The sequence below is a fragment of the Streptomyces sp. NPDC031121 genome (assembly GCF_055570615.1).
Genome location: NZ_JBVIGV010000001.1, coordinates 597,558 through 622,983, shown reverse-complemented (window position 1 = coordinate 622,983; position 25,426 = coordinate 597,558). Strand labels below are relative to the sequence as shown.

General features: G+C 73.1%; 20 protein-coding genes. 9 read left to right on the top strand and 11 right to left on the bottom strand.

Annotated elements, in window-relative coordinates; all coding sequences use genetic code 11:
* Nucleotides 1-111 precede the first annotated feature (111 nt).
* From ACZ462_RS02890 to ACZ462_RS02880, 3 genes are all read left to right on the top strand, one after another.
* A complete protein-coding gene (locus ACZ462_RS02890; protein WP_467802665.1) occupies nucleotides 112-1,614 on the top strand; it encodes a maltokinase N-terminal cap-like domain-containing protein in 1,503 nt (500 codons plus the stop codon).
* The gene (gene glgB / locus ACZ462_RS02885; protein WP_467802664.1) at nucleotides 1,611-3,935 is read left to right on the top strand and encodes a 1,4-alpha-glucan branching enzyme; all 2,325 of its coding nucleotides are present in this window, start codon (nucleotides 1,611-1,613) and stop codon (nucleotides 3,933-3,935) included. The genes ACZ462_RS02890 and glgB overlap by 4 nt, the downstream gene beginning before the upstream one ends.
* A gap of 344 nt (nucleotides 3,936-4,279) precedes the next feature.
* Nucleotides 4,280-4,963, top strand: coding sequence for a helix-turn-helix domain-containing protein (locus tag ACZ462_RS02880; protein ID WP_467802663.1), 684 nt, complete (start codon nucleotides 4,280-4,282; stop codon nucleotides 4,961-4,963).
* Nucleotides 4,964-5,020: 57 nt separating this feature from the next.
* On the opposite strand, the gene ACZ462_RS02875 is transcribed toward ACZ462_RS02880, so the two are convergent.
* Complete coding sequence (locus tag ACZ462_RS02875) at nucleotides 5,021-6,046, bottom strand: ATP-dependent 6-phosphofructokinase (RefSeq protein ID WP_467802661.1); 1,026 nt, start codon at nucleotides 6,044-6,046, stop codon at nucleotides 5,021-5,023.
* Nucleotides 6,047-6,368: 322 nt separating this feature from the next.
* On the opposite strand from ACZ462_RS02875, the gene pta reads away from it, so the two are divergent.
* The 3 genes from pta (at nucleotide 6,369) to pyk (ending at nucleotide 11,226) form a co-directional block, all read left to right on the top strand.
* Nucleotides 6,369-8,453, top strand: coding sequence for a phosphate acetyltransferase (gene pta / locus ACZ462_RS02870; protein WP_467802660.1), 2,085 nt, complete (start codon nucleotides 6,369-6,371; stop codon nucleotides 8,451-8,453).
* Nucleotides 8,454-8,513: 60 nt separating this feature from the next.
* A complete protein-coding gene (locus tag ACZ462_RS02865; RefSeq protein ID WP_467802658.1) occupies nucleotides 8,514-9,731 on the top strand; it encodes an acetate kinase in 1,218 nt (405 codons plus the stop codon).
* Between the two features lie 64 nt (nucleotides 9,732-9,795).
* On the top strand, nucleotides 9,796-11,226 hold the full coding sequence (pyk, locus tag ACZ462_RS02860; RefSeq protein ID WP_467802656.1) for a pyruvate kinase: 1,431 nt from the start codon (nucleotides 9,796-9,798) through the stop codon (nucleotides 11,224-11,226).
* A gap of 74 nt (nucleotides 11,227-11,300) precedes the next feature.
* On the opposite strand, the gene ACZ462_RS02855 is transcribed toward pyk, so the two are convergent.
* The gene (locus tag ACZ462_RS02855; RefSeq protein ID WP_467802655.1) at nucleotides 11,301-11,873 is read right to left on the bottom strand and encodes a hypothetical protein; all 573 of its coding nucleotides are present in this window, start codon (nucleotides 11,871-11,873) and stop codon (nucleotides 11,301-11,303) included.
* A 190-nt stretch (nucleotides 11,874-12,063) separates the two neighbouring features.
* Between ACZ462_RS02855 and ACZ462_RS02850 the strand changes: the two genes are divergently transcribed.
* On the top strand, nucleotides 12,064-12,408 hold the full coding sequence (locus ACZ462_RS02850) for a hypothetical protein (RefSeq protein WP_467802653.1): 345 nt from the start codon (nucleotides 12,064-12,066) through the stop codon (nucleotides 12,406-12,408).
* 54 nt (nucleotides 12,409-12,462) lie between these two features.
* Here the strand turns inward: ACZ462_RS02850 and ACZ462_RS02845 are convergent, their stop codons facing one another.
* The 4 genes from ACZ462_RS02845 to ACZ462_RS02830 all read right to left on the bottom strand — a co-directional run bounded on the left by ACZ462_RS02845 (nucleotide 12,463) and on the right by ACZ462_RS02830 (nucleotide 16,628).
* Nucleotides 12,463-13,740 (bottom strand): hypothetical protein, encoded by a 1,278-nt coding sequence (locus ACZ462_RS02845; RefSeq protein WP_467802652.1) that lies wholly within the window; start codon nucleotides 13,738-13,740, stop codon nucleotides 12,463-12,465.
* The gene (locus tag ACZ462_RS02840; RefSeq protein ID WP_467802651.1) at nucleotides 13,730-14,296 is read right to left on the bottom strand and encodes a DUF6114 domain-containing protein; all 567 of its coding nucleotides are present in this window, start codon (nucleotides 14,294-14,296) and stop codon (nucleotides 13,730-13,732) included. Before ACZ462_RS02840 ends, ACZ462_RS02845 begins: the two co-directional genes overlap by 11 nt.
* 93 nt (nucleotides 14,297-14,389) lie before the next feature.
* A complete protein-coding gene (locus ACZ462_RS02835) occupies nucleotides 14,390-15,037 on the bottom strand; it encodes a DUF6230 family protein (RefSeq protein WP_467802650.1) in 648 nt (215 codons plus the stop codon).
* Between the two features lie 592 nt (nucleotides 15,038-15,629).
* Entirely contained in the window at nucleotides 15,630-16,628 is a 999-nt protein-coding gene (locus ACZ462_RS02830) for a tetratricopeptide repeat protein (protein ID WP_467802649.1), read from the bottom strand.
* 307 nt (nucleotides 16,629-16,935) lie between these two features.
* Between ACZ462_RS02830 and ACZ462_RS02825 the strand changes: the two genes are divergently transcribed.
* The gene (locus ACZ462_RS02825; RefSeq protein ID WP_467802647.1) at nucleotides 16,936-17,562 is read left to right on the top strand and encodes a TetR/AcrR family transcriptional regulator; all 627 of its coding nucleotides are present in this window, start codon (nucleotides 16,936-16,938) and stop codon (nucleotides 17,560-17,562) included.
* Nucleotides 17,563-17,662: 100 nt separating this feature from the next.
* Here the strand turns inward: ACZ462_RS02825 and ACZ462_RS02820 are convergent, their stop codons facing one another.
* From ACZ462_RS02820 to ACZ462_RS02810, 3 genes are all read right to left on the bottom strand, one after another.
* Entirely contained in the window at nucleotides 17,663-19,363 is a 1,701-nt protein-coding gene (locus tag ACZ462_RS02820; protein WP_467802646.1) for an acyl-CoA mutase large subunit family protein, read from the bottom strand.
* A gap of 96 nt (nucleotides 19,364-19,459) precedes the next feature.
* Nucleotides 19,460-19,792, bottom strand: coding sequence for a DUF3817 domain-containing protein (locus ACZ462_RS02815; protein WP_467802645.1), 333 nt, complete (start codon nucleotides 19,790-19,792; stop codon nucleotides 19,460-19,462).
* A 57-nt stretch (nucleotides 19,793-19,849) separates the two neighbouring features.
* Nucleotides 19,850-20,359 carry a MarR family winged helix-turn-helix transcriptional regulator gene (locus ACZ462_RS02810; protein WP_467802643.1) on the bottom strand — a complete coding sequence of 170 codons (510 nt, stop codon included), beginning with the start codon at nucleotides 20,357-20,359 and terminating at the stop codon, nucleotides 19,850-19,852.
* Nucleotides 20,360-20,557: 198 nt separating this feature from the next.
* Here ACZ462_RS02810 and ACZ462_RS02805 point away from each other — a divergent pair, with 198 nt between their 5' ends.
* Nucleotides 20,558-21,607 (top strand): glycoside hydrolase family 6 protein, encoded by a 1,050-nt coding sequence (locus ACZ462_RS02805; protein ID WP_467802641.1) that lies wholly within the window; start codon nucleotides 20,558-20,560, stop codon nucleotides 21,605-21,607.
* Nucleotides 21,608-21,640: 33 nt separating this feature from the next.
* Here ACZ462_RS02805 and glxA read toward each other — a convergent pair whose 3' ends face one another.
* Both glxA and ACZ462_RS02795 read right to left on the bottom strand, forming a co-directional pair.
* A complete protein-coding gene (glxA, locus tag ACZ462_RS02800) occupies nucleotides 21,641-23,623 on the bottom strand; it encodes a radical copper oxidase GlxA (RefSeq protein WP_467802640.1) in 1,983 nt (660 codons plus the stop codon).
* 3 nt (nucleotides 23,624-23,626) lie between these two features.
* Complete coding sequence (locus ACZ462_RS02795; protein ID WP_467802638.1) at nucleotides 23,627-25,402, bottom strand: glycosyltransferase family 2 protein; 1,776 nt, start codon at nucleotides 25,400-25,402, stop codon at nucleotides 23,627-23,629.
* Nucleotides 25,403-25,426 lie beyond the last annotated feature (24 nt).

Genomic DNA, 25,426 nt, shown 5'->3' with positions numbered 1-25,426 from the left:
CGCCCCCCGTAGGGACCATCTCGGCCCGACACTCTCCCAGCACCGGACAGCAACCCTCGCCATCCGGGACACTCTGCGCATTCTGTGACGGCCCGGGGAAAGGACGACGCCATGTCGGAGGCAGCATCCGCCCGGAGCCGCCACAGCAGTCCGGCCGCCGTCCCGCTCGGGCCGCTCGAACCCATGCTGCGCGCCTGGCTGCCCCGGCAGCGCTGGTTCGCCGGCAAGGGACGGGCGATCACCCGGCTGCGGCTGGTCTCCGCCGTCGAACTGCTGCCGCCCGGCAGCACACCCGGCCTGCTCCACCTGCTCGTCGGCGTCGACTGCGCCGACGGCACCGCGGACTGCTACCAGCTCCTGCTCGGCGTGCGGCCCGCACCGCTGCCGCCCGGCCTCGCCCCCGCCCTGATCGGCCGCGCCGAACACGGCCCGTACGCCGGCCACGCCGTGTACGAGGGGCTGGGCGACCCGAGGCTCGCCGCCCTCCTGCTGGAACGGTTGCGCACCCCCGGCAGCCACGGGCCGCTGCGCTTCGACCGGGACCCGGACGCCCCCATCCCCGCCGACCCGGCACCCCGGCCGCTGTCCGGCGAGCAGACCAACTCCTCCCTCATCTACGGCGATTCGCACATCCTGAAGGTGTTCCGGCGGGTCTGGCCCGGCACCAACCCCGACCTCGAACTGCCCAGAGCCCTCGCCTCCGCCGGCTGCACCCGGGTCCCCGCCCCGGTCGCCTGGTACGAGGCCGAACTGCCCGCGGGCCCGACCGGAAGCGCACCCGGCGGCCGCCGCACGGACGAGCCGCTGACCCTGGGCGTGCTCCAGCCGTACCTGCGGGGCTCCGAGGACGGCTGGCAGCTCGCACTGCGCCGGCTCGCCGCGGGCGCCGACTTCACCGCCGAGGCCCACGCCCTCGGCCGGGCCACCGCCGAAGTCCACAGCGCGCTCGCCTCGGCCCTGCCCACCGTCGCCCTCGGCCCCGCGCAGGCTGCCCGGCTCGCCGCCGGCATGACGGCCCGGCTCGCCGCGACCGTCCGCGAGGTCCCCGCCCTCCAGCCCTTCGAGGCCGGGCTGCGCGGCGCGTTCGACGCGCTGGCCGCCTCCCGCGGCACCGGCGTGGCCGCCCAGCGCATCCACGGCGACCTGCACCTCGGCCAGACCCTGCGCACCGCCGACGGCAGCTGGGCCCTGATCGACTTCGAGGGCGAGCCCGCCCGCCCGCTCGCCGACCGCCGCCGCCCGGAGCCCGCCGTGCGCGACATCGCCGGGATGCTGCGCTCCTTCGACTACGCGGCCCGCTCCCACCGCCCCTTCGCCCCCGCCTGGGCGGACGCCTGCCGGGCCGCGTTCTGCGAGGGCTACGCCCGCACCACCGGCCGCGACCCGCGCGAGGACCCCGTCCTGCTGCGCGCGTACGAGACCGACAAGGCGGTGTACGAGGCCCGCTACGAGTCCCGGCACCGCCCCGACTGGCTGCACGTCCCCATGGCGGCGATCCGCCGGCTCGCCGAGCGGGAGCGCCCCGCCCGCCGCATGCCCCACCCGTCCCCGCCGCCGCCCGGCTCCGCCGCCCCCCACCCCCACCCGAAGCCCCCGAGGAGGCCGCTCGCGTGAGCGCCGCACGACAGCCGTCACCGACCGTCCGCGAGGAAGCCGCAGCACCGCCCGGCGCAGCCGCGGCGGCCCCCGCCGCGCCCGACCCCGCCCGCGCACCGCGCCCGGCCCGTGCTCCCCGGGCCCGCCGCGACGCCCCCGAGCGCGGCGTGCTGCGGGCACCCGCGCTCGACCCCGGGGAGCGGGACCGGCTGCTCCAGGGCCGCCACCACGACCCGCACGCGGTGCTCGGCGCCCACGCCCAGCGGGGCGGGGTGGTGTTCCGGGTGCTGCGGCCGTACGCCAAGGCCGTCACCATCGTCGCCAAGGGGCTGCGCGCCGAACTCCACGACGACGGCGACGGCCTCTTCTCCGGGCTCCTCCCCCTCGGTGAAGTCCCCGACTACCGGCTTCTGGTGGCGTACGACGGCACCGAGCTGGAGGTCCACGACCCCTACCGGTTCCTGCCCGCGCTCGGCGACTTCGACCTGCACCTGATCGGCGAGGGCCGGCACGAGGAGCTGTGGACGGCGCTCGGCGCCCGCCCCATGGAGCACCAGGGCGTCGCCGGCACCCGCTTCACCGTGTGGGCGCCCAACGCCCAGGGGGTCCGCGTCACCGGCGACTTCTCCTTCTGGGACCCGGTCGCCCAGCCGATGCGCTCCCTCGGCTCGTCCGGCGTGTGGGAGCTGTTCCTGCCGGGCGTCGGCGAGGGTGCCCTGTACAAGTACGACATCGCGCGGCCCGACGGCGGCCACACGCTGCGCGCCGACCCGATGGCGCAGCACGCGGAGGTCCCTCCGGCCACCGCGTCCGTCGTCACCGCCTCCCGCCACGTCTGGGGCGACGCGGAGTGGATGGCCTCGCGCGGGCGGCGCCCGGTCCACCAGGCCCCGTTCTCGGTGTACGAGGTGCACCTGCCGTCGTGGCGGCCGGGGCTGTCGTACCGGGAGCTGGCCGAGCAGCTCCCGCCGTACGTCAGGGAGCTGGGCTTCACGCACGTGGAGCTGATGCCGGTCGCCGAGCACCCCTTCGGCGGCTCGTGGGGCTACCAGGTGACCGGCTACTACGCGCCGACCTCGCGGATGGGCGGCCCGGACGACTTCCGGGCGCTGGTCGACGCGCTGCACCGGGCGGGGATCGGGGTGATCCTCGACTGGGTGCCGGCGCACTTCCCGCGCGACGACTGGGCGCTCGCCGAGTTCGACGGGCGGCCCCTGTACGAGCACGGGGACCCGCGGCGGGCGGCGCACCCGGACTGGGGGACCCTGGAGTTCGACTACGGGCGCAAGGAGGTCCGGAACTTCCTCGTCGCCAACGCGGTGTACTGGTGCCAGGAGTTCCACGTCGACGGGCTGCGGGTCGACGCGGTCGCGTCGATGCTGTACCTGGACTACTCGCGCGGCGAGGGCGAGTGGGCCCCGAACGAGCACGGCGGGCGGGAGAACTGGGACGCCGTCGCGATGCTCCAGGAGATGAACGCGACGGTGTACCGGCGCTGCCCCGGCGTGGTGACGATCGCGGAGGAGTCCACCGCCTGGAACGGGGTGACCCGGCCCACCGACGCAGGCGGCCTCGGCTTCGGCCTGAAGTGGAACATGGGCTGGATGCACGACACGCTGCGGTACGTCTCGAAGGAGCCGGTGCACCGCAAGTACCACCACCACGACATGACCTTCGGGATGGTGTACGCGTACAGCGAGAACTACGTGCTGCCCATCTCGCACGACGAGGTGGTGCACGGCAAGCAGGCGCTGGTGTCGAAGATGCCCGGCGACTGGTGGCAGCAGCGGGCCGGGCACCGGGCCTACCTCGGCTACATGTGGGCGCACCCGGGCAAGCAGCTGCTGTTCATGGGGCAGGAGTTCGCCCAGGGCGCCGAGTGGTCGGAGGCCCACGGCCCGGACTGGTGGCTGCTGGACCCGGCCTACTCCGCGGCCGGGGACCACCAGGGCGTACGGGCGCTCGTGCGCGACCTGAACCGGGAGTACGCGGCGGCGCCCGCGCTGTGGGAGCGGGACAGCGTCCCGGAGGGCTTCGCGTGGGTGGAGGCGGACGCCGCGGACGACAACGTCTTCGCGTTCCTGCGGTACGCCGCCGACGGCTCGCCGCTGCTGTGCGTGTCGAACTTCTCGCCGGTGGTGCGGCACGGCTACCGGCTCGGCGTCCCGGAGGAGGTCACGGCGTGGCGGGAGGTCCTCAACACGGACCTGCCGGAGTACGGCGGCAGCGGCCTGCGCCACGCGGAGCCGCTGCTGCCCGAACGGGTGCCGGCGCAGGGCCGCCCGGCGAGCCTGCTCCTGACGCTCCCGCCTCTGGCGACGGTCTGGTTCCGCCCGTAGTGCCGTGACCGGCTCGGCCGCCCGCTCCCGGGACGCCTTCGGGCGTCGGGGCGAAGGGTGCGGTGCGGGGCCCTCGCCACCCCCGTCGGCGAGGGCCCCCGTAGGGATCACGCACGGGAGGGGTGTGCGGTTCGCGGCGGGGTGCGGGGGATCCGTGAAGATCAGGAGGAGGCGCCTCCGGTCGACTGGCCGGAACTTTACGCTGGAATCCGGACCCGAGGGCCGTCCGATTACCGGACGGTCGCCTGAAACCCGGACCAAACACCCGAACTCCATAGGACTTTCCTACGAGTTGTTGGCTTGTTTGAACAGTCTGTAGTCGCCGGGGCCCGGCCACTCCTACCGTGTGCCCTGTGCAATCCAGCCCACCCTTCAATGCCCCCGCCGCGCGGCGCCTGCGCGCGGCCCTGGGCATGGCGCCCGGCCACGTCTCCTACGGCCTGCGCGCCCAGTACGGACTGATCGTCGAGCCGGAGACGGTGATGGCCTGGGAGCGCGGCGAGCTCACCCCGACGGCCGCCGAGCTCACGGCCCTGGCCGGCGTGCTGTGGTGCTCGCCCGGCGAGCTGCTGTCCGAGCCGGTGACCCTGCGGGAGCACCGGATGGCCCGCGGCATGTCCCCGGACGAGCTGGCCCGGCGGATCGGGCTCGACACGGGCTCCTACCGGAAGATGGAGGACACCGGCCGCTGGAAGGGCAACGAGCGCCAGTCCGTGGCCCTGGCCCAGGTCCTCGGCCTGACGCCCGCCCAGTTCATCGCGGCGACCGGCAGGCAGGAGGAGCTCGCGGAGATCCTGCGCAGCGCGGTCACCACGCGCTGGCAGGCCTACGTCAAACCGCTGGCCAAGATGCTGCCGGTGCCGCGGGAGCGCCTGGAGCCCGCACTGGAGCGGCTGCACGCCGACTACCAGTCCGCCATGGTCGCCACCCTCGGATGGGGCGGCGCCGGCGGGGCGGGCGACGGGGGGCGGGAGTTCCTCGCCGGGATCGTGGAGCGCTTCTGGGCGTACGCGTCCGGGACGCGGTGACCCGGCGGCCGGGCGGGAGCCGGGGCCGGCGCGGCCCGGCCGGTGCCGCTGCCGGCGTCAGAAGACCGACTCGGCCTCGAACATGCGGTGCTCGGGGACGGTCTTCAGCTCCATGACGGCCGAGGCGAGCGGGGCCATGACGATCTCCGTGCCGCGCAGGGCGGTCATGTTGCCGAAGTCACCGCGGTGGACGGCCTCCACGGCGTGCCAGCCGAAGCGGGTGGCCAGCACCCGGTCGTACGCGGTGGGGACACCGCCGCGCTGGACGTGGCCGAGGATGACCGGCCGGGCCTCCTTGCCCAGGCGGTGCTCCAGCTCGACGGCGAGCCGGTTGCCGATGCCGGCGAAGCGCTCGTGGCCGTACTGGTCGATCTCGCCGCGCTCGTACGGCATGGAGCCGGGGGCCGGGTGGGCGCCCTCGGCGACGCAGACGACGGCGAACTTCTTCCCCCGTGAGAAGCGCTCCTCCACCATCTTCACCAGGTCGTCGACCTGGAAGTGCCGCTCGGGCAGGCAGATGCCGTGCGCGCCGCCGGCCATGCCGGACTCCAGGGCGATCCAGCCGGCGTGCCGGCCCATGACCTCGACGACCATGACGCGCTGGTGGGACTCGGCGGTGGTCTTGAGGCGGTCGATGGCCTCGGTCGCGACGGTGACGGCGGTGTCGAAACCGAAGGTGCGGTCCGTGGCGGAGATGTCGTTGTCGATGGTCTTGGGGACGCCGACGACCGGCATCCCGGCGTCGGCCAGCATCCGGGAGGCGGTCAGGGTGCCCTCGCCGCCGATCGGGATCAGCGCGTCGAGGCCGTACCGCCGGGCCAGCTCGTTGGCGTTCTCGGCGGCCTCGTGCAGGCGGGCGCGCTCCATGCGGGCCGAGCCGAGGATGGTGCCGCCGCGGGCGAGGATGCCGCTGACGGCGTTGATGTCGAGGGGGCGGTAGTGGCCGTCCAGCAGGCCCTTGAAGCCGTCCTCGAAGCCGATGACCTCGTCCCCGTGCCCCACCAGGGCACGGTGGACGACCGACCGGATGACGGCGTTCAGGCCGGGGCAGTCGCCTCCCGCTGTGAGGACTCCGATGCGCATCGCCTTGTGTCTCCTGCTCCTGGTCGTCTGCTCCTGCTCGTCCCCGGCCGTGCGCCGCGTACGGGCGGACGGCCGTGCCCGTGGAGGGCGTCATCGTGCGGCTTGTCCGATTGTTCCACGCGGGCGGGGCCGGGCGCGTGCTGCGCCGCTGCGGCCCCGCGGGCCCGCGGCCGCCGCCCGGGGCACCTCTCCCCAGGCGGCGCCCTATCTATAGACAGAGGTATTGTCAAGAGGGCAAGCCCACCCTATCGGGGGAATTCGACTCGCGTATCCGCAGGCAGCTGTCACAGCCCCCGCGGCGCACGATGGACGGAGAGCACGCGTGACGCGCAGCGTGTACGTGACCGGTATCGACCGGAGCGACGGCCGCCAGGTCGTCGAGCTGGGGATCATGGAACTGCTGACGCGGCAGACGGCCCGGGTCGGCGTCTACCGGCCGCTCCTGCACGACGCTCCGGACCGGCTCTTCGAACTGCTCCGGTCCCGCTACCGGATCGACCAGGACGCCTCGACCGCGTACGGCATGGAGTACCGCGAGGCCTCCGCGGTCCTGGCCGAGAAGGGCACCGACGAGCTGGTCTCCCAGCTCGTCGACCGCTTCCACCTCGCCGCCCGGGACTACGAGGTGATGCTCGTCCTCGGCACCGACTACGCGGAGACCAACCTCCCCGACGAGCTGGCCCTCAACGCCCGCCTCGCCAACGAGCTGGGCGCGGTCGTCGTGCCCGTCGTCGGCGCCACCCGGCGCACCGCCGACGAGGTGCGCGCCGAGGCCCGCAACGCCCACCGGGCGTACGAGAGCCTGGGCTGCCAGGTCGTGGCGATGGTGGTCAACCGGGTGGCCGCCGAGGACCGGGACGCCATCGCCGAGCGCCTCGCCGCCCGCCTGTCCGTTCCCTGCTACGTCCTGCCCGACGACAAGTCCCTGTCCGCCCCGACGGTCGCCCAGATCACCCGGGCCCTCGGCGGCGAGGTGCTCCTCGGCGACGACGCGGGGCTGGCCCGCGACGCGCTCGACTTCGTCTTCGGCGGCGCGATGCTGCCGAACTTCCTCGGCGCCCTGACGCCCGGCTGCCTCGTGGTCACGCCCGGCGACCGCTCCGACCTGGTCGTCGGCGCGCTCGCCGCGCACGCCTCCGGCACCCCGCCCATCGCCGGCGTCCTGCTCACCCTCAACGAGCGGCCCGGCCCGGACGTGCTCGCCCTCGCCTCGAAGCTGGCGCCGGGCACGCCCGTCGTGTCGGTGGCCGGCAACAGCTTCCCGACCGCCGCAGAGCTGTTCGCGCTCCAGAGCCGGCTGAACTCCGCGACCCCGCGCAAGCTGGAGACCGCGCTCGGCCTGTTCGAACGGCACGTCGACACCGCCGAGCTGCGCGGACTGCTCTCGGTGGCCCGCTCCGAGCGCGTCACCCCGATGATGTTCGAGCACGAGCTGCTGGAGCGGGCGCGCGCCGAGCGCCGCCGCGTCGTCCTGCCGGAGGGCACCGAGGAGCGCGTACTGCGCGCCGCCGACGTGGTGCTGCGCCGCGGGGTGTGCGACCTGACCCTGCTGGGCGACGAGCAGGCGATCCTGAAGCGGGCCGCCGACCTGGGGGTGGACGTCTCCGCGGCGCAGCTCATCGACCCGGCCACCTCCCCGCTGCGGGAGCGCTTCGCCGAGTTCTACGCGCAGGCCCGCGCCCACAAGGGCATGACGGTCGAGCTCGCGGCCGACGTGGTGACGGACGCCAACTACTTCGGCACGCTGATGGTCCAGCAGGGGCTGGCCGACGGCATGGTGTCGGGGTCGGTGCACTCGACCGCCGCGACCATCCGCCCGGCCTTCGAGATCATCAAGACCAAGCCGGAGGCGGCGATCGTCTCCTCGGTTTTCTTCATGTGCCTGGCGGACCGGGTGCTGGTGTACGGCGACTGCGCGGTCAACCCCGACCCGGACGCCGAGCAGCTCGCCGACATCGCCATCCAGTCGGCGGCGACGGCGGCGGCCTTCGGCGTCGAGCCGCGGATCGCGATGCTCTCGTACTCGACGGGCACCTCGGGCAGCGGGGCGGACGTCGACAAGGTCCGCAAGGCCACCGAGATCGTCCGGGCCCGGCGCCCCGACCTGGCCGTCGAGGGGCCGATCCAGTACGACGCCGCCGTCGAGCCGTCGGTCGCCGCGACGAAGCTGCCCGGATCCGAGGTCGCCGGCCGGGCGACCGTCCTGATCTTCCCGGACCTCAACACGGGCAACAACACGTACAAGGCCGTGCAGCGCTCGGCGGGCGCCGTCGCGGTCGGCCCGGTCCTCCAGGGCCTGCGCAAGCCGGTGAACGACCTCTCGCGCGGCGCGCTGGTGCAGGACATCGTCACGACCGTCGCGATCACCGCCATCCAGGCGCAGGGCGCCGCGGTGCCGACGCCCTGACCGCGCCGCCCTCTCCCCCGACCCCGCCCGCCGCTCCCCCGTCCGAAGGAAAGCTCCCAGGTGACCACCGCATCCCGCGTCCTCGTCCTCAACTCCGGCTCCTCGTCGGTGAAGTACCAGCTGCTCGACATGGCCGGCCCGGTCCGGCTCGCCGCCGGCCTCGTGGAGCGGATCGGGGAGGGGTCGTCGCGGCTGGTCCACGAGCCGCTGGCCGGCCCGGCCGCCGGGGGCGGCAGGCGCGAGCGGACCGGGGCGATAGCCGACCACCGGGAGGCGCTGGAGGCGGTCGCCGCGGAACTCGCCGCCGACGGGACGGGCCTGGACTCCCCCGACCTGGCGGCCGTCGGGCACCGCGTGGTGCACGGCGGGACCCGCTTCACCGCGCCGACCGTCATCGACGACGAGGTGCTGGCGGAGATCCGCAGCCTGATCCCGCTGGCCCCGCTGCACAACCCGGCGAACGTCACGGGCATCGAGGTGGCGCGTGCCCTCAGGGCGGACGTCCCGCAGGTGGCGGTCTTCGACACGGCCTTCCACGCGACGATGCCGGAGCACGCGGCCCGCTACGCGATCGACGCGGCGACGGCGGACAAGTACGCGATCCGCCGGTACGGCTTCCACGGCACCTCCCACGCGTACGTGTCGCGGGCGGCGGCGGCCCTGCTCGGCCGGCCGGTCGGGGACGTCAACACGATCGTCCTCCACCTGGGCAACGGCGCGTCGGCGTCGGCGGTGCGCGGCGGGGTGTGCGTGGAGACGTCGATGGGCCTGACGCCGCTGGAGGGCCTGGTCATGGGCACCCGCTCGGGCGATGTGGACCCGGCGGTGGTCTTCCACCTGGCGCGGGTGGGGGGCCTCTCGGTGGACGAGATCGACTCGCTCCTGAACAAGAAGAGCGGTCTGCTGGGGCTGTGCGGCGACAACGACATGCGCGAGGTGCTGCGGCGGGCGGGCGACGGCGACGAGTCGGCGCGGCTCGCTTTCGCGGCGTACGTCCACCGCCTGAAGAAGTACGTCGGCGCGTACACGGCGGTGCTCGGCCGCGTGGACGCGCTGGTGTTCACCGCCGGGGTCGGCGAGAACGCCCCCCAGGTGCGCGAGGCCGTGGTCGACGGCCTGGCCGGACTCGGCCTGGCCGTGGACCCGCAGGCGAACGCCGTCCGGTCGCCGGAGCCGCGCGTCATCTCCCCGGCGGACTCCCGCGTCGCGGTGGCCGTGGTCCCGACCGACGAGGAGCTGGAGATCGCGACGCAGGCCTACGCGCTGGTAGCTCGGTAGCGTGTCTTGGACCTTCCACCAGACGGAATATTCCGCTACGAAACAAACCGATAGGATCCGCTCCATGCGCCGTTCCAAAATCGTCTGCACGCTGGGCCCCGCCGTCGACTCCTATGAGCAGCTGAAAGCGCTCATGGAGGCCGGTATGAACGTGGCCCGTTTCAACTTCAGCCACGGGTCCCAGGCAGAGCACCAGGAGCGGTACGACCGCGTCCGCAAGGTCTCCGAGGACATCGGGCGCGCCGTCGGCGTCCTCGCCGACCTCCAGGGCCCCAAGATCCGCCTGGAGACCTTCGCCGAGGGCCCGGTCGAGCTGGTGCGCGGTGACGAGTTCACCATCACCACCGAGGACGTCCCGGGCGACAAGTCCGTCTGCGGCACCACGTACAAGGGGCTGCCGGGCGACGTCGCCAAGGGCGACCAGATCCTGATCAACGACGGCAACGTCGAGCTGCGCGTGATCGAGGTCGACGGCCCGCGGGTGCGGACCATCGTCATCGAGGGCGGCGTGATCTCCGACCACAAGGGCATCAACCTGCCGGGTGCCGCCGTGAACGTCCCCGCCCTGTCGGAGAAGGACGTCGACGACCTGCGCTTCGCGCTGCGGATGGGCTGCGACATGGTCGCCCTGTCCTTCGTCCGCGACGCCGACGACGTCAAGGACGTCCACCGCGTGATGGACGAGGAGGGCCGCCGGGTCCCCGTCATCGCCAAGGTGGAGAAGCCGCAGGCCGTGGAGAACATGGAGGCCGTCGTCGCGGCCTTCGACGCGGTCATGGTGGCCCGCGGCGACCTGGCGGTCGAGTACCCCCTCGAAAAGGTCCCGATGGTCCAGAAGCGGCTCATCGAGATGTGCCGCCGCAACGCCAAGCCGGTGATCGTCGCGACCCAGATGATGGAGTCGATGATCACCAACTCGCGCCCGACGCGCGCCGAGGCCTCCGACGTGGCCAACGCGATCCTCGACGGCGCCGACGCGGTCATGCTGTCGGCCGAGTCCTCGGTGGGCGCCTACCCGATCGAGACCGTCAAGACGATGTCGAAGATCGTCGCGGCGGCCGAGGGCGAGCTGCTGTCGAAGGGCCTGCAGCCGCTGGTCCCGGGCAAGAAGCCGCGTACGCAGGGCGGCTCGGTCGCCCGCGCGGCCTGCGAGATCGCCGACTTCCTCGACGGGAAGGCGCTCGTCGCCTTCACGCAGTCCGGCGACACGGCCCGCCGCCTCTCGCGCTACCGCGCGGCGCAGCCGATCATCGCCTTCACCACGGACGTCAACACCCGCAACCAGCTCACGCTGAGCTGGGGCGTCGACTCCCACGTCGTCCCGCACGTGGACACCACCGACGCCATGGTCGACCTGGTGGACTCCGAGATGGTCAAGCTCGGCCGCTACAACGCGGGCGACACGATGATCATCACGGCGGGCTCCCCGCCCGGCGTCCCCGGCACGACGAACATGGTCCGAGTCCACCACCTGGGCGGCCCGAACCTGGCCTGACACACAGCCCGGAGGGCGGCGCCCCGGAACCCCTGCGGGGGCCGGGGCGCCGCCCTCGGTGCTTGCCAGGCTGCTCAGCCGAGCTCCATACGGACGATGAAATTCCCGTCCTCGACGACATCCTCGTCCAGCCCGAGCGACTGCCCGAGCGCGTGCCATCCTGCGACGCACGAGGGACCGACCGCGCCTCCGTACGACTTGAACACGCGCAGCAGCAACCGGAACCCGAGATCCGGATCAACCTCGGCGGCAACGCGCCGCAGCGCCGGCACCACGCCGGGCACCGGGGAGTAGGGGTGTCCGGCCGTGGCCGACTCCAGCTCCTTGGCCACCGAGTCGATCTCCCCCAGCACGGCTTCGGCCAGCGGGGCAGCCGGCGGCGAGGTCGCCAAGACGAGTTCGTCGCGGGCGATCACGGTGACCCGGTAGCCGGCGATCTCCTCGATCCAGGTGAACCACTGGCGCCCCTCGATCCCACAGGCCTCCAGGTCGAAGTCCCGGCACGTCCCCGCCTGCCACAGAGCGGCCAGCTCCGGCCCCGACAGGGGCGAGGCCAGCAGCCGCGCCGCGTCTTCGGCCAACTGGTAGGCGTATGCCCCCTCCTCCCGTTCCACGAACCACCCCACATGGGCGAGGGCGACAGCCATCCTGTTCGTCCGTGGAAAGTGGAAGGTCTGCATCAGCCCACTGAGCCCGATGTCCGAGCCGAGCCGCCGCGAAACTTGCTTCACCTCTGCGCCCTCGCGTCGAAGCACCAACCCCTCGATCTCTGTGGCATCGTCGCCATGAGCGGCAAGGCCAACGATACGGCCGCACCAAGGAACTTCGGGGGGATTCGTGGCTGACGATCCCTTCCACGTCATGCAGACGGACCGGTTCTCGATCACGTACATCCTCGGTCTCGAGGACGATCCCGACACCGTCGAGAACACCGACGCGTTCGTCACCGCCCCGGACGGCACGCGCTGGACTGCCACGCTGCTGACGCACCGCGAGGTCGCCAGGGTCATGGACCGCTGGGCGACCACCGGAGAATGCGCCGACGGCTCGTACTTCCAGGTGCGGGATCTGGTGATCGTCCGCGAGCCTGGGGTGGACTCCATGACCAGAGCGCTGGTGGACATCTTCGACGAGTACGGGATGGACACCGAGGCCCTGCCGAAGTTCATCGCCGAGCCCTGAAGGCGCGGCCGAGGCCCGCTCCTGCGGGAGGAGCGGGCCTCGGCCGTGTGCGGGCTATCCCTCCGGCGGGCCGATGTAGTTCTTCAGGCCCGGGACGGTCAGGGTGCCGCCGAACTGGCCCGCCTGGACGACCTTGACGTTCGTGAAGAACGCGAAGGGGACGTTCAGGGGCGGCGGGCTGTCCGGGGAGAACTCGATCGGGATGATGCCGAACAGGTTGCCCTTGAGGTTCTCCGTGTACATCGTCACCTCGCCGCCGCGGATCTTGGACGTGGAGCCGGGGCGGGACTTCAGGTGGGCGATGTTTCCGCCCTTGCCGACGGTCTGGTAGAGGTCCTTGATGTCCAGCGAGTCCGCGGTGAACTTCAGGACCTTCTTGGTCTTGCCGCTCGCGGTCTTCACCTCGACGATGCCCTTGTAGTCCAGGCCGTAGAGGGTCAGCAGCGAACTGTCCAGGTACCAGGGCTCGTCCGGCAGGAGCGGGATGCCCGGCTCCAGCTTCGCGTTGGCCAGGGCCTCCGGGTCGTGCGTCGGGCACGGGAAGGGCTGCTTGCCGTCCGGGTCGGCCGACGCGTCCGGCTTCGCGCCGTCCTTGTCGTCCTCGTCGTCCCCGTCCTTCTTCGCGCCCGTCTCGTCCTTCGGCTTGGTGGCGGTGTCCTTGACGTCCTGGGGCAGTTCGGCGACGCCTGCGCCGACCTTCTTCGCCGCCTCGCGGATGGCGTCGGCCGCGGGGTCCGGGGCCGGCTTGGCCGGGGTCGTCGGGGCCGGGGCGGACGGGGTCGGGGCCGTGGGCGTCGGGGTCGCCGACGGCTGCGGGCCGGGCAGGGAGCCGAAGAGGTCCTTGATCTTGCCGCCGAGGTCCAGGGGGTCCAGCGGGTTCACCGTTGCGGACGCGGACGCCGACGGGGCGGGTGCGGCCGGCGGGGTCGTCGCCGCCTGCGCGGGCCGCGTGTCGGCGGTCGGCTTGGCGGCGGACGGCTTGGGCGCCGGCGGGGTGGGGCCGGGCTTGGGGGCGGCGGAGGAGCCGGGGGACGCGCTCGGCTCGGGGCTCTTCGAGGGGCTCGCGGAGGCCGACTCCGCGGGCTCGTCGGACCGCGTCACGCACGGTCCGGGGGCGAAGGGGATGTCCTTGTCGTCGGCCACCGCCAGCTTGGGGGCGATGCCCATCCCGACGAACACGGCCGTCGGCATGGCCGCCAGGGCCATGGTCTTGCCGACGGGAATCTGGATCTTGTTCAGCAGCGACTTGCGGGGCGCGGCGTGCCGCGGCCCCTTTCTTTCACGGGACTCCGCGCTCGGGGCCACGCCCGGCTGCGTCTCATCACCCCGCACTGTTCCTCCCGCCGTCGGCGTGGGCAGTCGTCTCGCTCGTGTATGCCGTTTCCGTCTGGCGGGGGGCCGGGATGCCCTGGTGGCCGCCCGCCACCGCCTCCGACTTGCCCGTGTCACCGGCCGCGGCCGCGTCGGTCTCGTCCACCGGGGCGCCGGGCGCCCAGGCCAGTGCCAGCGCACCACCGACCATCGCGAAGGCGAAGCCGATGAAGAAGCCGCCGAGGTTGGACACTGGCAGGGACACCAGTGCCAGCAGGATCGAGGCGACCCCCGCGAACACGCGGATGCCCTGCTGGAACCAGAGGGCGAGACCCAGGGTGATGAGCAGGACCCCGATGATCAGCGAACCGGAGCCGGCCGTCGTCGCCATCGCGAGGGTGACGTTGCCCAGCCGGAGGTCCGCGTATGGGAAGTACGTGATCGGGAAGCCGCCGATGAGCGTGAACAGGCCGGCCCAGAAGGGGCGGCGGCCGCTCCAGGCGTGGAAGCGGTAGTACACCGCGGTGAGCCAAGCGTCATCCGAGCGGCGAACGTAGACCGGGGCCTGGGGGTTCATGGGCTACAGCTCCTGGAAACGGTGGTACGGAGAACTCTGTGGAGTCCGGACGGGCGCGCTGTGCGCCCGCCCGTCCGGTCAGCACCAGAACGGTCAGTCGACTTCAGAGTCCTGGTAGCACGGCTGGTCGCCGCCCACGAGGCGCAGCTTCAGGTTGGGCAGCTTGAAGGTGCCCGCCGTGGTGGCCCACGCCTTCTGCTTCACGTCCGTGAGGATCGCCTTGTCGGCGCGCTGCGAGAACGCGTACTTGTGGGAGACCGTGCCCGCCTGCGGCTTGGTCTTGTGGCTCTCGTCGCCGACGGCGACACCGATGTCGAGGTTCTCGAACTCGGCGTTCGCGTCGAGCTCCGCGACGTCCAGGTAGATGTTCGTCGCCTCGGCCGCCGTGCCCTTGTGGCCCGTCCGCAGCTGGAGCGTGATGTTGCCCAGCGGCGTCGGCGTCACCAGCGACTGGCACATGTTGGTGATCTTGGCCTTGCTGAACCCCGAGATGGTGACCGGGTGGTTTTCCGGCTTGCCCGTCTCCAGGTTGTTGCCCTTGGCGATGCCGCCGTACTGGATCAGGTTTTCGCCTTCCAGCTTGTCGGCCCTGACCTTGAAGTCCTGACCCGACACGCTGAACGACGCTGCGAGGGCGCCCTGCGACAGACCCACGCCGACCGCGGCGGTCGCCGCGATGCTCGGCACCATGACGAGCGCGAAGCGCTTCCATCTGGTCCCGCCACGAACCTGAGAACTCATTTCGTTCCTCCTTCTCGGACGTACATCTCCGGTCCGGGCAGCGCCCGACCTGGGATGGGAGAAGTGCTACGTCCTCGGGAAGGAGCGCAGGCGGCCGTACCGCGGCCGTGCCGCGTCCGATGCACCGGCGTTCACCCCCGAGCGACAACCACTGGCCGCGCGTTCGCACGACCTGGAGGACAGGCTCCGCCGGGTGCGGCGGAGACCCCCCTGTCCCGCGGACGGTGGCGCTGCACCGGCCGGCCCGGTGGGGACCCTCCGCCGCGGCGCCTCGTGCGGCTCTGCGGGAAGGACCGAGCGTCGCCGATCGTGGTCCATTCCCGGCCGGGGCACAAGGGGGGTCGTTACTGGCGGGTAACGGCGAGATAACCGGGGTTTGGCGCGGCGCTGTCGGGTGGCGACACAGGGTGCCACCCACGGCCCCGGCGGATCGGGGGATTCCCGAACACTCCGGACAGTTCACGGAGGGAGGTTTACTGCGAGTAACAGCGGCCGCGTTTGCCAAGTTTTGGCAAAGCGCGGCCGTTGTTCGTCTCCGTGTCAACAAATCCCCGGCCGGTCCGCCACGGCGCGGCCGGAGGGCGAGGACAGGCTAGAACAGCACCCGCGCGAGGGCCGCGCGCGCCTGCCCCACCCGGGGGTCGTCCGCGCCGATGACCTCGAACAGCTCCAGCAGCCGGACCCGTACGGCGTCCCGGTCGGCGCCGGCGGTGACGCGCACGGTGTCGACGAGGCGGCCGAAGGCGTCCTCGACGTGCCCGCCGACGAGGTCGAGGTCCGCCGCCGCGATCTGGGCCTGCGGGTCGGCCGGGTTCTCGGCGGCGGCGCGGCGCACCGCCTGCGGGTCGGCGCCCTGGACGCGGGCGAGGAGCTCGGCCTGCGCGAGGCCCAGCCGGGCCTCGGTGTTGACCGGGTCGTCGGAGAGGACGTTCTTGTACGCCTGGATCGCGCCGGGCAGGTCGCCCGCGTCGAGGGCGGTGACGGCCGCCTCCAGCAGCGCGTCGTGCGGTCCTGCCGGAGCCGCCGCCGAGGCGGGGCCCGCCGGGGCGCCGCCCTCGGCGGTCGGGTCGACCTGGAGGCCGATGAGGCCGAAGCGCTCCTCGGCGACCTGGACGAGCTGGGCGAGGGTGGCGCGGATCTCCTGCTCGGGCGCGACGCCCTGGAACAGCGGCAGCACCTGCCCGGCGACCACCGCGAACACCGCGGGGATGCCCTGGATGCCGAACTGCTGCATCAGCATCTGGTTGGCGTCGACGTCGACCTTGGCCATGACGAGGCGGCCGTTCGCCTCGACGACGAGGCGCTCCAGCAGCGGGCTGAGCTGCTTGCAGGGCTGGCACCACTCGGCCCAGAAGTCCAGGACGACCGGGACTTCGGAGGAGAGCTGGAGTACGTCGCGCTCGAAGCCGGCCTCGTCGACGTCGATCACGAGGGCCGACGGCGGCACCGCGCCCGGGGCGGGGGCGCCGCCCTGCGCGGCCTGCCGGGCCGCCTCGGCGCGCGCCTGCTCGGCCTTCGCCTTGGCCTCGGCGGCCGCCTTCACCGCGGCGAGGTCGACGACGCCGCTCATGGACATGTTTCTGGGCTGCATGCGTACATCCTCCCCCGTGTGCGCGCGCGGACGAAAAACATCGGCCGAATTGCGTTCCCGTCCCGAACGGTCCGGCCGGCGGCGCGGGTGTCGTGCGGTCCTGCTGCAGGCCCGCTGCCGGTCCTGCCGTGGTGTGGTGGCGCCGGGTCCCCACCTGGCGCCGGTAGCTCTTCGCGTGGTCGTCGCTCTTACGCTACGAGCCGTAGCGTAACTCCCCGCGGGGCCCGGCGTACCGCCGCGGGTCGTGATCTGAAGCACACGATCGGGGGGCCCGGCGGTTCCGCTACTGACGGGTATGGTCTGCGCCATGCCCCACGAGAGCCCGCCGTCCGGCCGCACCGGCCGACCCCGCAGCGCCGCTGCGGACGCCGCGATCCTCGCCGCGACGCGCGACGCGCTGGTCGAGCTGGGCTGGTCGAAGCTGACGATGGGCGACGTCTCGGCTCGGGCCGGCGTGGCGAAGACCACCCTGTACCGCCGCTGGGCGGGCAAGAACGAACTCGTCGTGGACGCCGTCGCGGAGCTCTTCGACTCCCTCGAACTCCCCGACCGCGGCTGCCTGGAGGCGGATGTCGAGGACGTGGTCCTCCAGTTCGCGGCACTGCTGCGGCGGCCCGAGGCGCGGACGGCCCTGATGGCGGTCGTCGCGGAGTCCACGCGGGACCCGGCGCTGCGCGACCGCATCCGCTCGGCCATCGTGGACCGGCAGAAGCGCCTCGTCGTCCTCGGCCGGGAGCGCGCCCAGGCCCGCGGGGAGCTGCCGCGGGAGCCGGACGAGGCCCTGGCGGAGCGCACCACCGACCTGATCTTCGACGTGATCGCCGGGACGGTGGTGCACCGGGCGCTGGTCAGCGCCGAGCCGGTGGACGACCTGTGGGCGGCCTCGTTCACGGCGCTGCTGATGCACGGCCTCCGGGGCTCCGCCGAAGCCTGACCGCGCCCGCGGCTGCGCCAACGGCGCCGGGCCGGCCGCGGCCGCCGCCCGGGGAGGGGGTGCGGACGCGGCCGGCCCGGAAGCCGGATGCGCGCGGGGCTCAGAAGCCCGGCGGCTCCGTGTAGGTGCCCCACTCGTCGCGCAGGGCGTTGCAGATCTCGCCGAGCGTGGCCTCGGCGCGGACCGCGTCGAGCATGGCCGGGATCATGTTGGAGCCGTCGCGCGCGGCGTCCAGCATCGCCTTGAGCGAGGCGGTGACCTTCGCGTCGTCGCGGCGGGCCTTGCGGTCGGCGAGGACGCGCACCTGCTCGCGCTCGACCTCGTGGCTGACGCGGAGGATCTCCAGGTCGCCGGTGACGGAGCCGTGGTGGACGTTGACGCCGACGACCCGCTTGTCGCCCTTCTCCAGCGCCCGCTGGTAGGCGAAGGCGGACTCGGCGATCTCGCCGGTGAACCAGCCGTCCTCGATGCCGCGCAGGATGCCCGAGGTGATCGGCCCGATCGGGTGCCTGCCGTCGGGGTGGGCGCGCAGGCCGCGCTCCTTGATCTGGTCGAAGATCTTCTCGGCGTCCGCCTCGATGCGGTCGGTGAGCTGCTCCACGTACCAGGAGCCGCCGAGCGGGTCAGCCACGTTGGCGACGCCGGTCTCCTCCATCAGCACCTGCTGCGTGCGCAGGGCGATCTCGGCGGCCTGCTCGCTGGGCAGGGCGAGGGTCTCGTCGAGGGCGTTGGTGTGGAGGGAGTTCGTCCCGCCGAGGACGGCGGCGAGGGCCTCGACGGCGGTGCGCACCACGTTGTTGTAGGGCTGCTGCGCCGTCAGGGAGACGCCGGCGGTCTGCGTGTGGAAGCGCAGCCACATCGACTTCTCGTTCTTCGCGCCGTAGACCTCCTTCATCCAGCGGGCCCAGATGCGGCGGGCGGCGCGGAACTTGGCGATCTCCTCGAAGAAGTCGAGGTGGGCGTCGAAGAAGAAGGACAGGCCGGGCGCGAACGTGTCGACGTCCATGCCGCGGGAGAGGCCGAGCTCCACGTACCCGAAGCCGTCCGCCAGGGTGTACGCGAGCTCCTGCGCGGCGGTCGCCCCGGCCTCGCGGATGTGGTAGCCGGATACGGACAGCGGCTTGTAGGCGGGGATGCCCTTGGCGCAGTACTCCATGAGGTCGCCGATGAGGCGCAGGTGCGGCTCGGGTTCGAAGAGCCACTCCTTCTGGGCGATGTACTCCTTGAAGATGTCCGTCTGGAGCGTGCCGTTGAGGACGGCGGGGTCGACGCCCTGGCGCTCGGCGGCCACGAGGTACATGCAGAAGGCGGGGACGGCGGGGCCCGAGATCGTCATGGAGGTCGTGACGTCGCCGAGGGGGATGTCCTTGAAGAGGACCTCCATGTCGGCGGCGGAGTCGATGGCGACGCCGCAGTGGCCGACCTCGCCGAGCGAGCGCGGGTCGTCGGAGTCGCGGCCCATGAGGGTCGGCATGTCGAAGGCGACGGAGAGCCCGCCGCCGCCGGCGGCCAGGATCATCTTGTAGCGCTCGTTGGTCTGCTCGGCGTTGCCGAAGCCGGCGAACTGGCGGATGGTCCAGGTCCGGCCGCGGTAGCCGGTGGCGTGCAGGCCGCGGGTGTACGGGTACTCGCCGGGCCAGCCGATGCGCTCGAAGCCCTCGTACGCGTCTCCGGGCCTCGGGCCGTAGACGGGGTCGACGGCATCGCCGGAGAGCGTGGTGAAGTCGGCCTCGCGCTTGCGGGCCTTGTCGTAACGGGCCTGCCAGCGGCGGCGGCCCTCCTCGATGGCGTCAGCGTCCATGCTTCGAATTTACTAGGACGTCCTAGTAAATGTCGATGGGAAACCCCGGGGAGTCTCACACTCCCCGGGGTTTCCCAGCGGCGGGCAGCGCGCCGGCTACGCCTTCGCGGGGGCCAGGCCGCCGTCGGTGATCAGGGGCTCGACGTCGGCGCGGACCTTGCGCTCGACGAAGAAGGCGGCGCCGGGGATGGTCCCGGAGAGCATGACCCACAGCATCCGGCCGAAGGACCACTTGGCCTTGGAGCTCAGGTCCAGCGCGAACGCCAGGTAGATCATGAAGAGGATGCCGTGCGCCTGGGACACGACGAAGGTCAGGTCGGCGCCGGTGTCGAAGCCGTACTTGGCGACCATGCAGCCGCAGAGGATCAACAGCATGACGGCGGTCACGTAGGCCATCACCCGGTAGCGGGTCAGCACGCTCTTCTTCATGGCCACGAGCCTAGCCGCCCGCTGCGGGCGATCCCGCCCGGGGCGGTGTGAGCCCCGCTACCCCTCGCGGAAGTCCGCGGCGGCCACCCGCAGCGGCCGCAGCAGCGCGAAGATCTCCTGGCACTCCTCGGCGTCGTACGTGCCCAGCCCGAAGTCCATCGCCATCAGGTCCTTCGTCGCGGCCTCGACGACCTCGCGGCCCTTCTCCGTGATCGACGCGAGGGTGCCGCGGCCGTCGTTGGGGTTGGGGCGCTTGGCCACGAGGCCGGAGCGCACCAGCCGGTCCACCGTGTTCGTCACCGACGTCGGGTGCACCATCAGCCGCTCGCCGATCTTCGACATCGGCAGCTCGCCGGCCTTGGAGAAGGTGAGCAGCACGAGCGCCTCGTACCGCGCGAAGGTCAGTCCGTACGGCTTCACCACGGCGTCGACCTCGCCGAGCAGGATCTGGTGCGCCCGCATGATCGAGGTGATCGCGGCCATCGCGGGCGCGGGCCCCCAGCGCCGCTGCCAGAGCTCGTCGGCGCGGGCGATGGGATCGAAGGGGAGACTGAGCGGCTTGGACACGCATCCGACCCTACCCGGCGGCCATTTGGCGGCGGGCCCCGTCTCACTCCTCGGTCGTACGTCCCCTTCGGCGGCGGGGGCCGTGCCCGCCGGGTGAGGGAGGGCGCGAGCGCGGCGGGGCGCGGGTCGGGCGGGGGGCGCGGGCGCCGTGTCACCATGGCCCGGTCCGCGAGCCCCCTGCGCCCCCGAGGAAGCCGGATGCCTGGCCGAAGCCGCCCCCGCAGACCCTTCGCCGCCGCCGCGGGCCTGGCGCTGCTGCTCGCCGCGGCTCCCGCCTGCTCGGCGCCGCAGCCGCGGCCCGAGCCCGCACCGCCGCGGTCCTCCGCGGACCGGCAGGCGGAGGGCGCCGCCGACGGCGCCGCGGCCGGCGGGTCACCGTTCTGGGTGGACCCGGGCAGCGACGCGGCCCGGCAGGTCGCCGACTGGGAGGGCCGGGGCCGGGCCGCCGACGCCCAGGTGCTGCGCCGGATCTCGGAGCGGCCGATGGCGCTGTGGGGCGCCGGCGGCGACCCGGCGCCCGCGATCCGCAGGGCGGCCGCAGCCGCCGCGGCCGCCGACCGGACGCTGGTCCTCGCCGCGTACAACATCCCGCACCGGGACTGCGGGCAGCACTCGGCGGGCGGCGCCCGGGACGCCGCCGCCTACCGCACGTGGATCGGCAGGTTCGCCGACGCCGTGGGGCCGGCCCGGGCCGTCGTCGTCCTGGAGCCCGACGCCGTCCCGCACGTCGTCGACGGGTGCACCCCGGCCGCCCTGCACGAGGAGCGGTTCGCCCTGCTCTCCGAGGCCGTGGCCCGGCTGAAGCGCAACCCGCACACGAAGGTGTACCTGGACGCCGGGAACCCGGCCTGGCTGCCCGACCCGCAGCGCCTCGTCGGGCCGCTGCGCCGGGCCGGGCTCGACCGGGCCGACGGGTTCGCGCTGAACGTCGCCAACTTCCAGCCCGTCGGGGCGGCCCGCGCGTACGGCGCGCGGATCTCCGCGGCGACCGGGGGCAAGCACTTCGTCGTCGACACCAGCCGCAACGGGGCGGGCCCCCTGCCGGGCGGCGGGCCCGAGGCCTGGTGCAATCCGCCGGGCCGCGCCCTGGGCGTTCCGCCGACCGACCGGACGGGCGACCCGCTCGTGGACGCGTACCTGTGGGTCAAGCGGCCCGGGGAGTCGGACGGCACCTGCCGCGGCGGTCCGGCGGCCGGCACGTGGTGGCCCGACTACGCGCTCGGCCTGGCCCGCCGCGCCGTGCAGTGAGCCCGCCGCCGGCGCCGCCGCCCTGCCGTCCCGTCACCGCTCCGGCTCGGCGGCCGCCCGCACCGGCACCTTGATCCACTTCGCGGGGGACGGCGTCCCGGCCGCGTCGACCGCGAAGAGCATGTACCAGCCGGGCGGGACGAGCGTCGGGTCGCCCGGCACCGTGAAGGTGACCGAGCCGTTCCCGCGGTCGACCCCGAGTTCCACGGAGCGCTGCTCCACGTCGGTGGTGTGGGTGACCGCGCTGGGCCGCATCAGCCGCGCCCGCGCGATCCGCTCCGGGTGCGCCGTCCCGAAGGTGGCGCGGCCGTCCGCGCCGACCGTGTCGGGGCCGGCCCCGAGCTCCGGCCGGGCGGCCGGGTCGCGGTGCAGGTAGGGCGGCGAGTACACCTCCAGGCGGTGCTCGAACCTGCCGAGCCGGGTGTTGTCCTTGTCCGCGAAGAGCGGGTCGGAGCCGAAGGTCGCGATCCGCCCGTCGGGCAGCAGCAGCGCCTCCGAGTGGTAGTTGCGGGCCACGGTCGGGGCCGCGGCGGCCGTGAAGGCGTCCGTGCGGGGGTCGTAGAACTGCGCCTTGAGGATGTCGCTGGCGCCGCGGCCGCGGTAGTCGCGGGAGCCGCCGGTGGTAAAGACCGTGTCGTCCGGGAGGAGCACGCTGCTCAGGTAGCGGGTGCCCTGCGGCAGCCGGGCCGCCGGCCGGAAGGCGGGCGCGGGCCGCTTCAGGTCGACGATCGCCGTCCTGGCCGTGGACCGCCCGGACTCGCCGACCCCGCCGCCGCCGAGCACCATCACCTTCTGGTCCTGCGCGGGCGGGAGCAGCACCGACGCGGACGTCTCCAGCTGGTCGGCGTCGGCGAGCCCGCCGACCGGGGTGAACGTGTTGGAGGCGAGGTCCCACACGCCGGGCTCGCGGCCCTTGTCCGCGGGCCCGTAGCCCGCGTTGGAGCCGGTGTAGAGGAGTCTGCCGCCCTGGAGGAGGAAGAGCGAGGGGTAGGTGGGGAAGTAGCGGGAGGGGCCCTTGCTCCAGGTGCGGGTGCCGGGGTCGTAGAACTCGTTGTCGCCGGGGACCACGTGCCCGACGTCGTTGAGCCCGGACACCGCGAGGGCCCGCCCGTCGGGGAGCGCGACGAGCGTGGGGTACCAGCGGGCGTCCGCCATGGGGGCGACGGGCACGTACCGCTCCGCGACCGGGTCGAACTCGTAGGCGGACCTGATGCCCTGGAAGTCCTGCTTGTCGACGCTGAGCCGCTCGGCGAGCCCGTAGACGTTGTCGGCGTCCTTCCCCTTCAGCCCGACGACCGCGTACTGGGCGGCCTGCGTGGTCAGGCCGCGGGCGCCCGGCTCGACCGCCTCGACGAAGACCCGCGCCTCGGAGGCCGTCACCTTCGTCTTCCACGGCAGCGCCTGCCCGTCCCGGCCGTACGTGATCTCGAACTCGCGCTTCGCCTTGGGCACGGTGACGTCGAAGCGGGAGGCGTACTCGACGCCGGACGGCGACCGGAAGCGGGTGCCCTTGCGCAGGGTGACCGCCTTGTCGGGGCTCTCGTTCTTGACGCGCATGGCGCCGCCCGCCCGGGTCACCTTCCCGTCGAGGACCTCGTACCGGGCGGTGCCGCCGGCCACGAGGAGGCGGCCGTCGGGCAGCTGGCTGTGGCCCGAGCAGAAGAAGTCCTCGGGTGTCGGGATCTTCTTGAAGGTGTCGGTGCGCGGGTCCCACAGGACCGTCTCGAAGGTGCCTTCGTCGAAGTTCTCCTGGTCGTTGCCGGAGCCGGCGATGAGCAGGACCTTGCCGGTGTGCAGGAGGGCGGCGTGCATGGCGTTGATCCGGCGGTCCTTCGGCAGGTCGACGAGCGACCAGGAGCCGTACTCGAGCCGGTAGGAGGGCTGCGCGATCCGGTACGCGTGGTAGCGCTCCTGCGCGAAGGACAGCGCGGCGGGCGCGTTGAGGGCCGCGAGGACGACCACGGCCGCGGTGCCGAGCAGGGTGTTCTTGAACTGCCGTGAGGGACGGTACGCCATGGGTCAGTTCCCTCCTGTCGGGGCGAACGCCGCCTCCGGCTCGTCGCCGGGCCCGGCGCCGCGGCCCGGCTCGGGGGTGCGGGACCGGGTGGCGGCCCGGCGGGCGCGCAGCACCGACACCGCCCACACGGCGGGCGGGGCCAGGCAGACGAGCAGCGCGAGCACGGCCCAGGTGCGCATCGCGGCGTGGGTGTGGCCGAGGCGGGCGGACGCCGCCAGGGAGACGGCCAGGACGGCCGCCCAGGCGAAGTGGATGCGGAAGGACGCCGCCCGGTCGGTGCCGGCGGCGGCGCCCTTGGGGGTGACGACGAACCGGCCCTCGGTGCGCAGTACCGCGGAGGTGAGCGAGGCGAGGTAGACGGGCGCGCAGACGGCGGACATCGCGATGCCGGCCAGTCCGCCGGAGCCGGCGGGCTCGTGCGGCGAGACGTTGTGGCGGCGGTTCCACAGGTACAGGCCGACCTGGAGGGCGGCCGCGTCGGTGTAGAGCATGAGCCACACGTCGGCGGAGACCTGGGTGCCCGAGGCCCCGAACCACAGGTAGAGCACGCAGCTGAGGACGCCGAGGAGCCAGTTCACGGCCGTCATCGGGTAGTAGGCGAGCATCAGCGTGTAGTTGAGGAGCCGGCCCGGCGGCATCCGGAAGAAGCCCTTCGCGTACTGCTTGAGGAGGGTCTCGTACGTCCCCCGGGACCAGCGCAGCTGCTGGGTGAAGAAGTCGGTCCAGGAGGCGGGGCCCTCGCCGACGGCGAGCACGTCGGGGGTGTACACCGACCGCCAGAAACGGCCGGTCGCCGGGTTGCGCCGGCGGTGCAGCTCGAAGCCGGTGGCCATGTCCTCGGTGATGGAGTCCCGGAACCCGCCGACCTGCCGGAGGGCGCTGATCCGCACGGCGTTGTTGGTGCCGACGAACATGGGCGCGCCGTAGCGGTTGCCGGCCCGCTGGATCAGCGCGTGGAAGAGGTACTGCTGGGACTCGGCGGCCTTGGTGACGGCGGCGGTGTAGTTGCCGTACACCTGCGGGCCGACGACGAAGGCGGTGTCGGGGTCGCGGAAGTAGCCGAGCATCCGCTCCAGGTAGTTCGGCAGCGGGCGGTGGTCGGTGTCGACGGAGGCGAGGAACTCGTAGGCGTCGCCGTGTGCGGCGAGCCAGGCGTTGTAGTTGCCGTGCTTGGTGCGCGCCCGGTGCGGGCCGCGCGCGGTGTTCCAGGCGGGCACTCCCCTGCGGGTGAAGTGGTGCACGCCGAGTTCGGCGCACAGCGCCCTGGCCTCGGGGTCGTCGCCCTCGTCGAGCAGCCACACGTCGAGGTGCCCGTCGTGGCGCAGGTCCACGGCCGCCCGGAGGGTGTCCCGCACCATGGTGAGGGGCTCCTTGCCGGGGACGTACGTCGTCAGGAACGCGACGCGGGTCCCGGGTTCGGGCGGTACGGGGACGGGGTCCCGGGCGGTCATCGTCGCGTGGGCGATCGACACGACGTTGACCAGCATGAAGAGCATGATCAGGGCGATGCAGCCGAGCATCGCGGTGTCGAGGTGCACCAGCCACCGCTCGCCGCCCTCGCGGACGGTGCGGTGCGTGGGCCAGACGAGGTAGAGCAGCAGCCCGGCGGCTGCGACGGGGGCCAGCGCCATCAGGGCGACGGCCCGTATTCGGGTGCCCCGCTCCTCGCGGGAGAGCAGCGTCCGGTAGCGCACGCGCCGCCCGGCGGTGCGGGGGTCCGCGAACGGGCCGGCGAGACGGCTGTGGAGCTCGTAGTCGTAGTCGTCGTCCGGTCGCACGGCCCCTCCCGGTGCTCGAACCCG

Excerpts from the sequence above, each read along its gene's own strand:
- ACZ462_RS02805 (WP_467802641.1), top strand. The coding sequence starts at position 20,558 with ATGCCTGGCCGAAGCCGCCCCCGCAGACCCTTCGCCGCCGCCGCGGGC.
- ACZ462_RS02820 (WP_467802646.1), bottom strand. The coding sequence starts at position 19,363 with ATGGACGCTGACGCCATCGAGGAGGGCCGCCGCCGCTGGCAGGCCCGT.
- pyk (WP_467802656.1), top strand. The coding sequence starts at position 9,796 with ATGCGCCGTTCCAAAATCGTCTGCACGCTGGGCCCCGCCGTCGACTCC.
- ACZ462_RS02840 (WP_467802651.1), bottom strand. The coding sequence starts at position 14,296 with ATGAACCCCCAGGCCCCGGTCTACGTTCGCCGCTCGGATGACGCTTGG.
- ACZ462_RS02890 (WP_467802665.1), top strand. The coding sequence starts at position 112 with ATGTCGGAGGCAGCATCCGCCCGGAGCCGCCACAGCAGTCCGGCCGCC.
- ACZ462_RS02855 (WP_467802655.1), bottom strand. The coding sequence starts at position 11,873 with ATGGCTGTCGCCCTCGCCCATGTGGGGTGGTTCGTGGAACGGGAGGAG.
- ACZ462_RS02830 (WP_467802649.1), bottom strand. The coding sequence starts at position 16,628 with ATGCAGCCCAGAAACATGTCCATGAGCGGCGTCGTCGACCTCGCCGCG.
- ACZ462_RS02835 (WP_467802650.1), bottom strand. The coding sequence starts at position 15,037 with ATGAGTTCTCAGGTTCGTGGCGGGACCAGATGGAAGCGCTTCGCGCTC.
- glxA (WP_467802640.1), bottom strand. The coding sequence starts at position 23,623 with ATGGCGTACCGTCCCTCACGGCAGTTCAAGAACACCCTGCTCGGCACC.
- ACZ462_RS02825 (WP_467802647.1), top strand. The coding sequence starts at position 16,936 with ATGCCCCACGAGAGCCCGCCGTCCGGCCGCACCGGCCGACCCCGCAGC.
- ACZ462_RS02875 (WP_467802661.1), bottom strand. The coding sequence starts at position 6,046 with ATGCGCATCGGAGTCCTCACAGCGGGAGGCGACTGCCCCGGCCTGAAC.
- ACZ462_RS02815 (WP_467802645.1), bottom strand. The coding sequence starts at position 19,792 with ATGAAGAAGAGCGTGCTGACCCGCTACCGGGTGATGGCCTACGTGACC.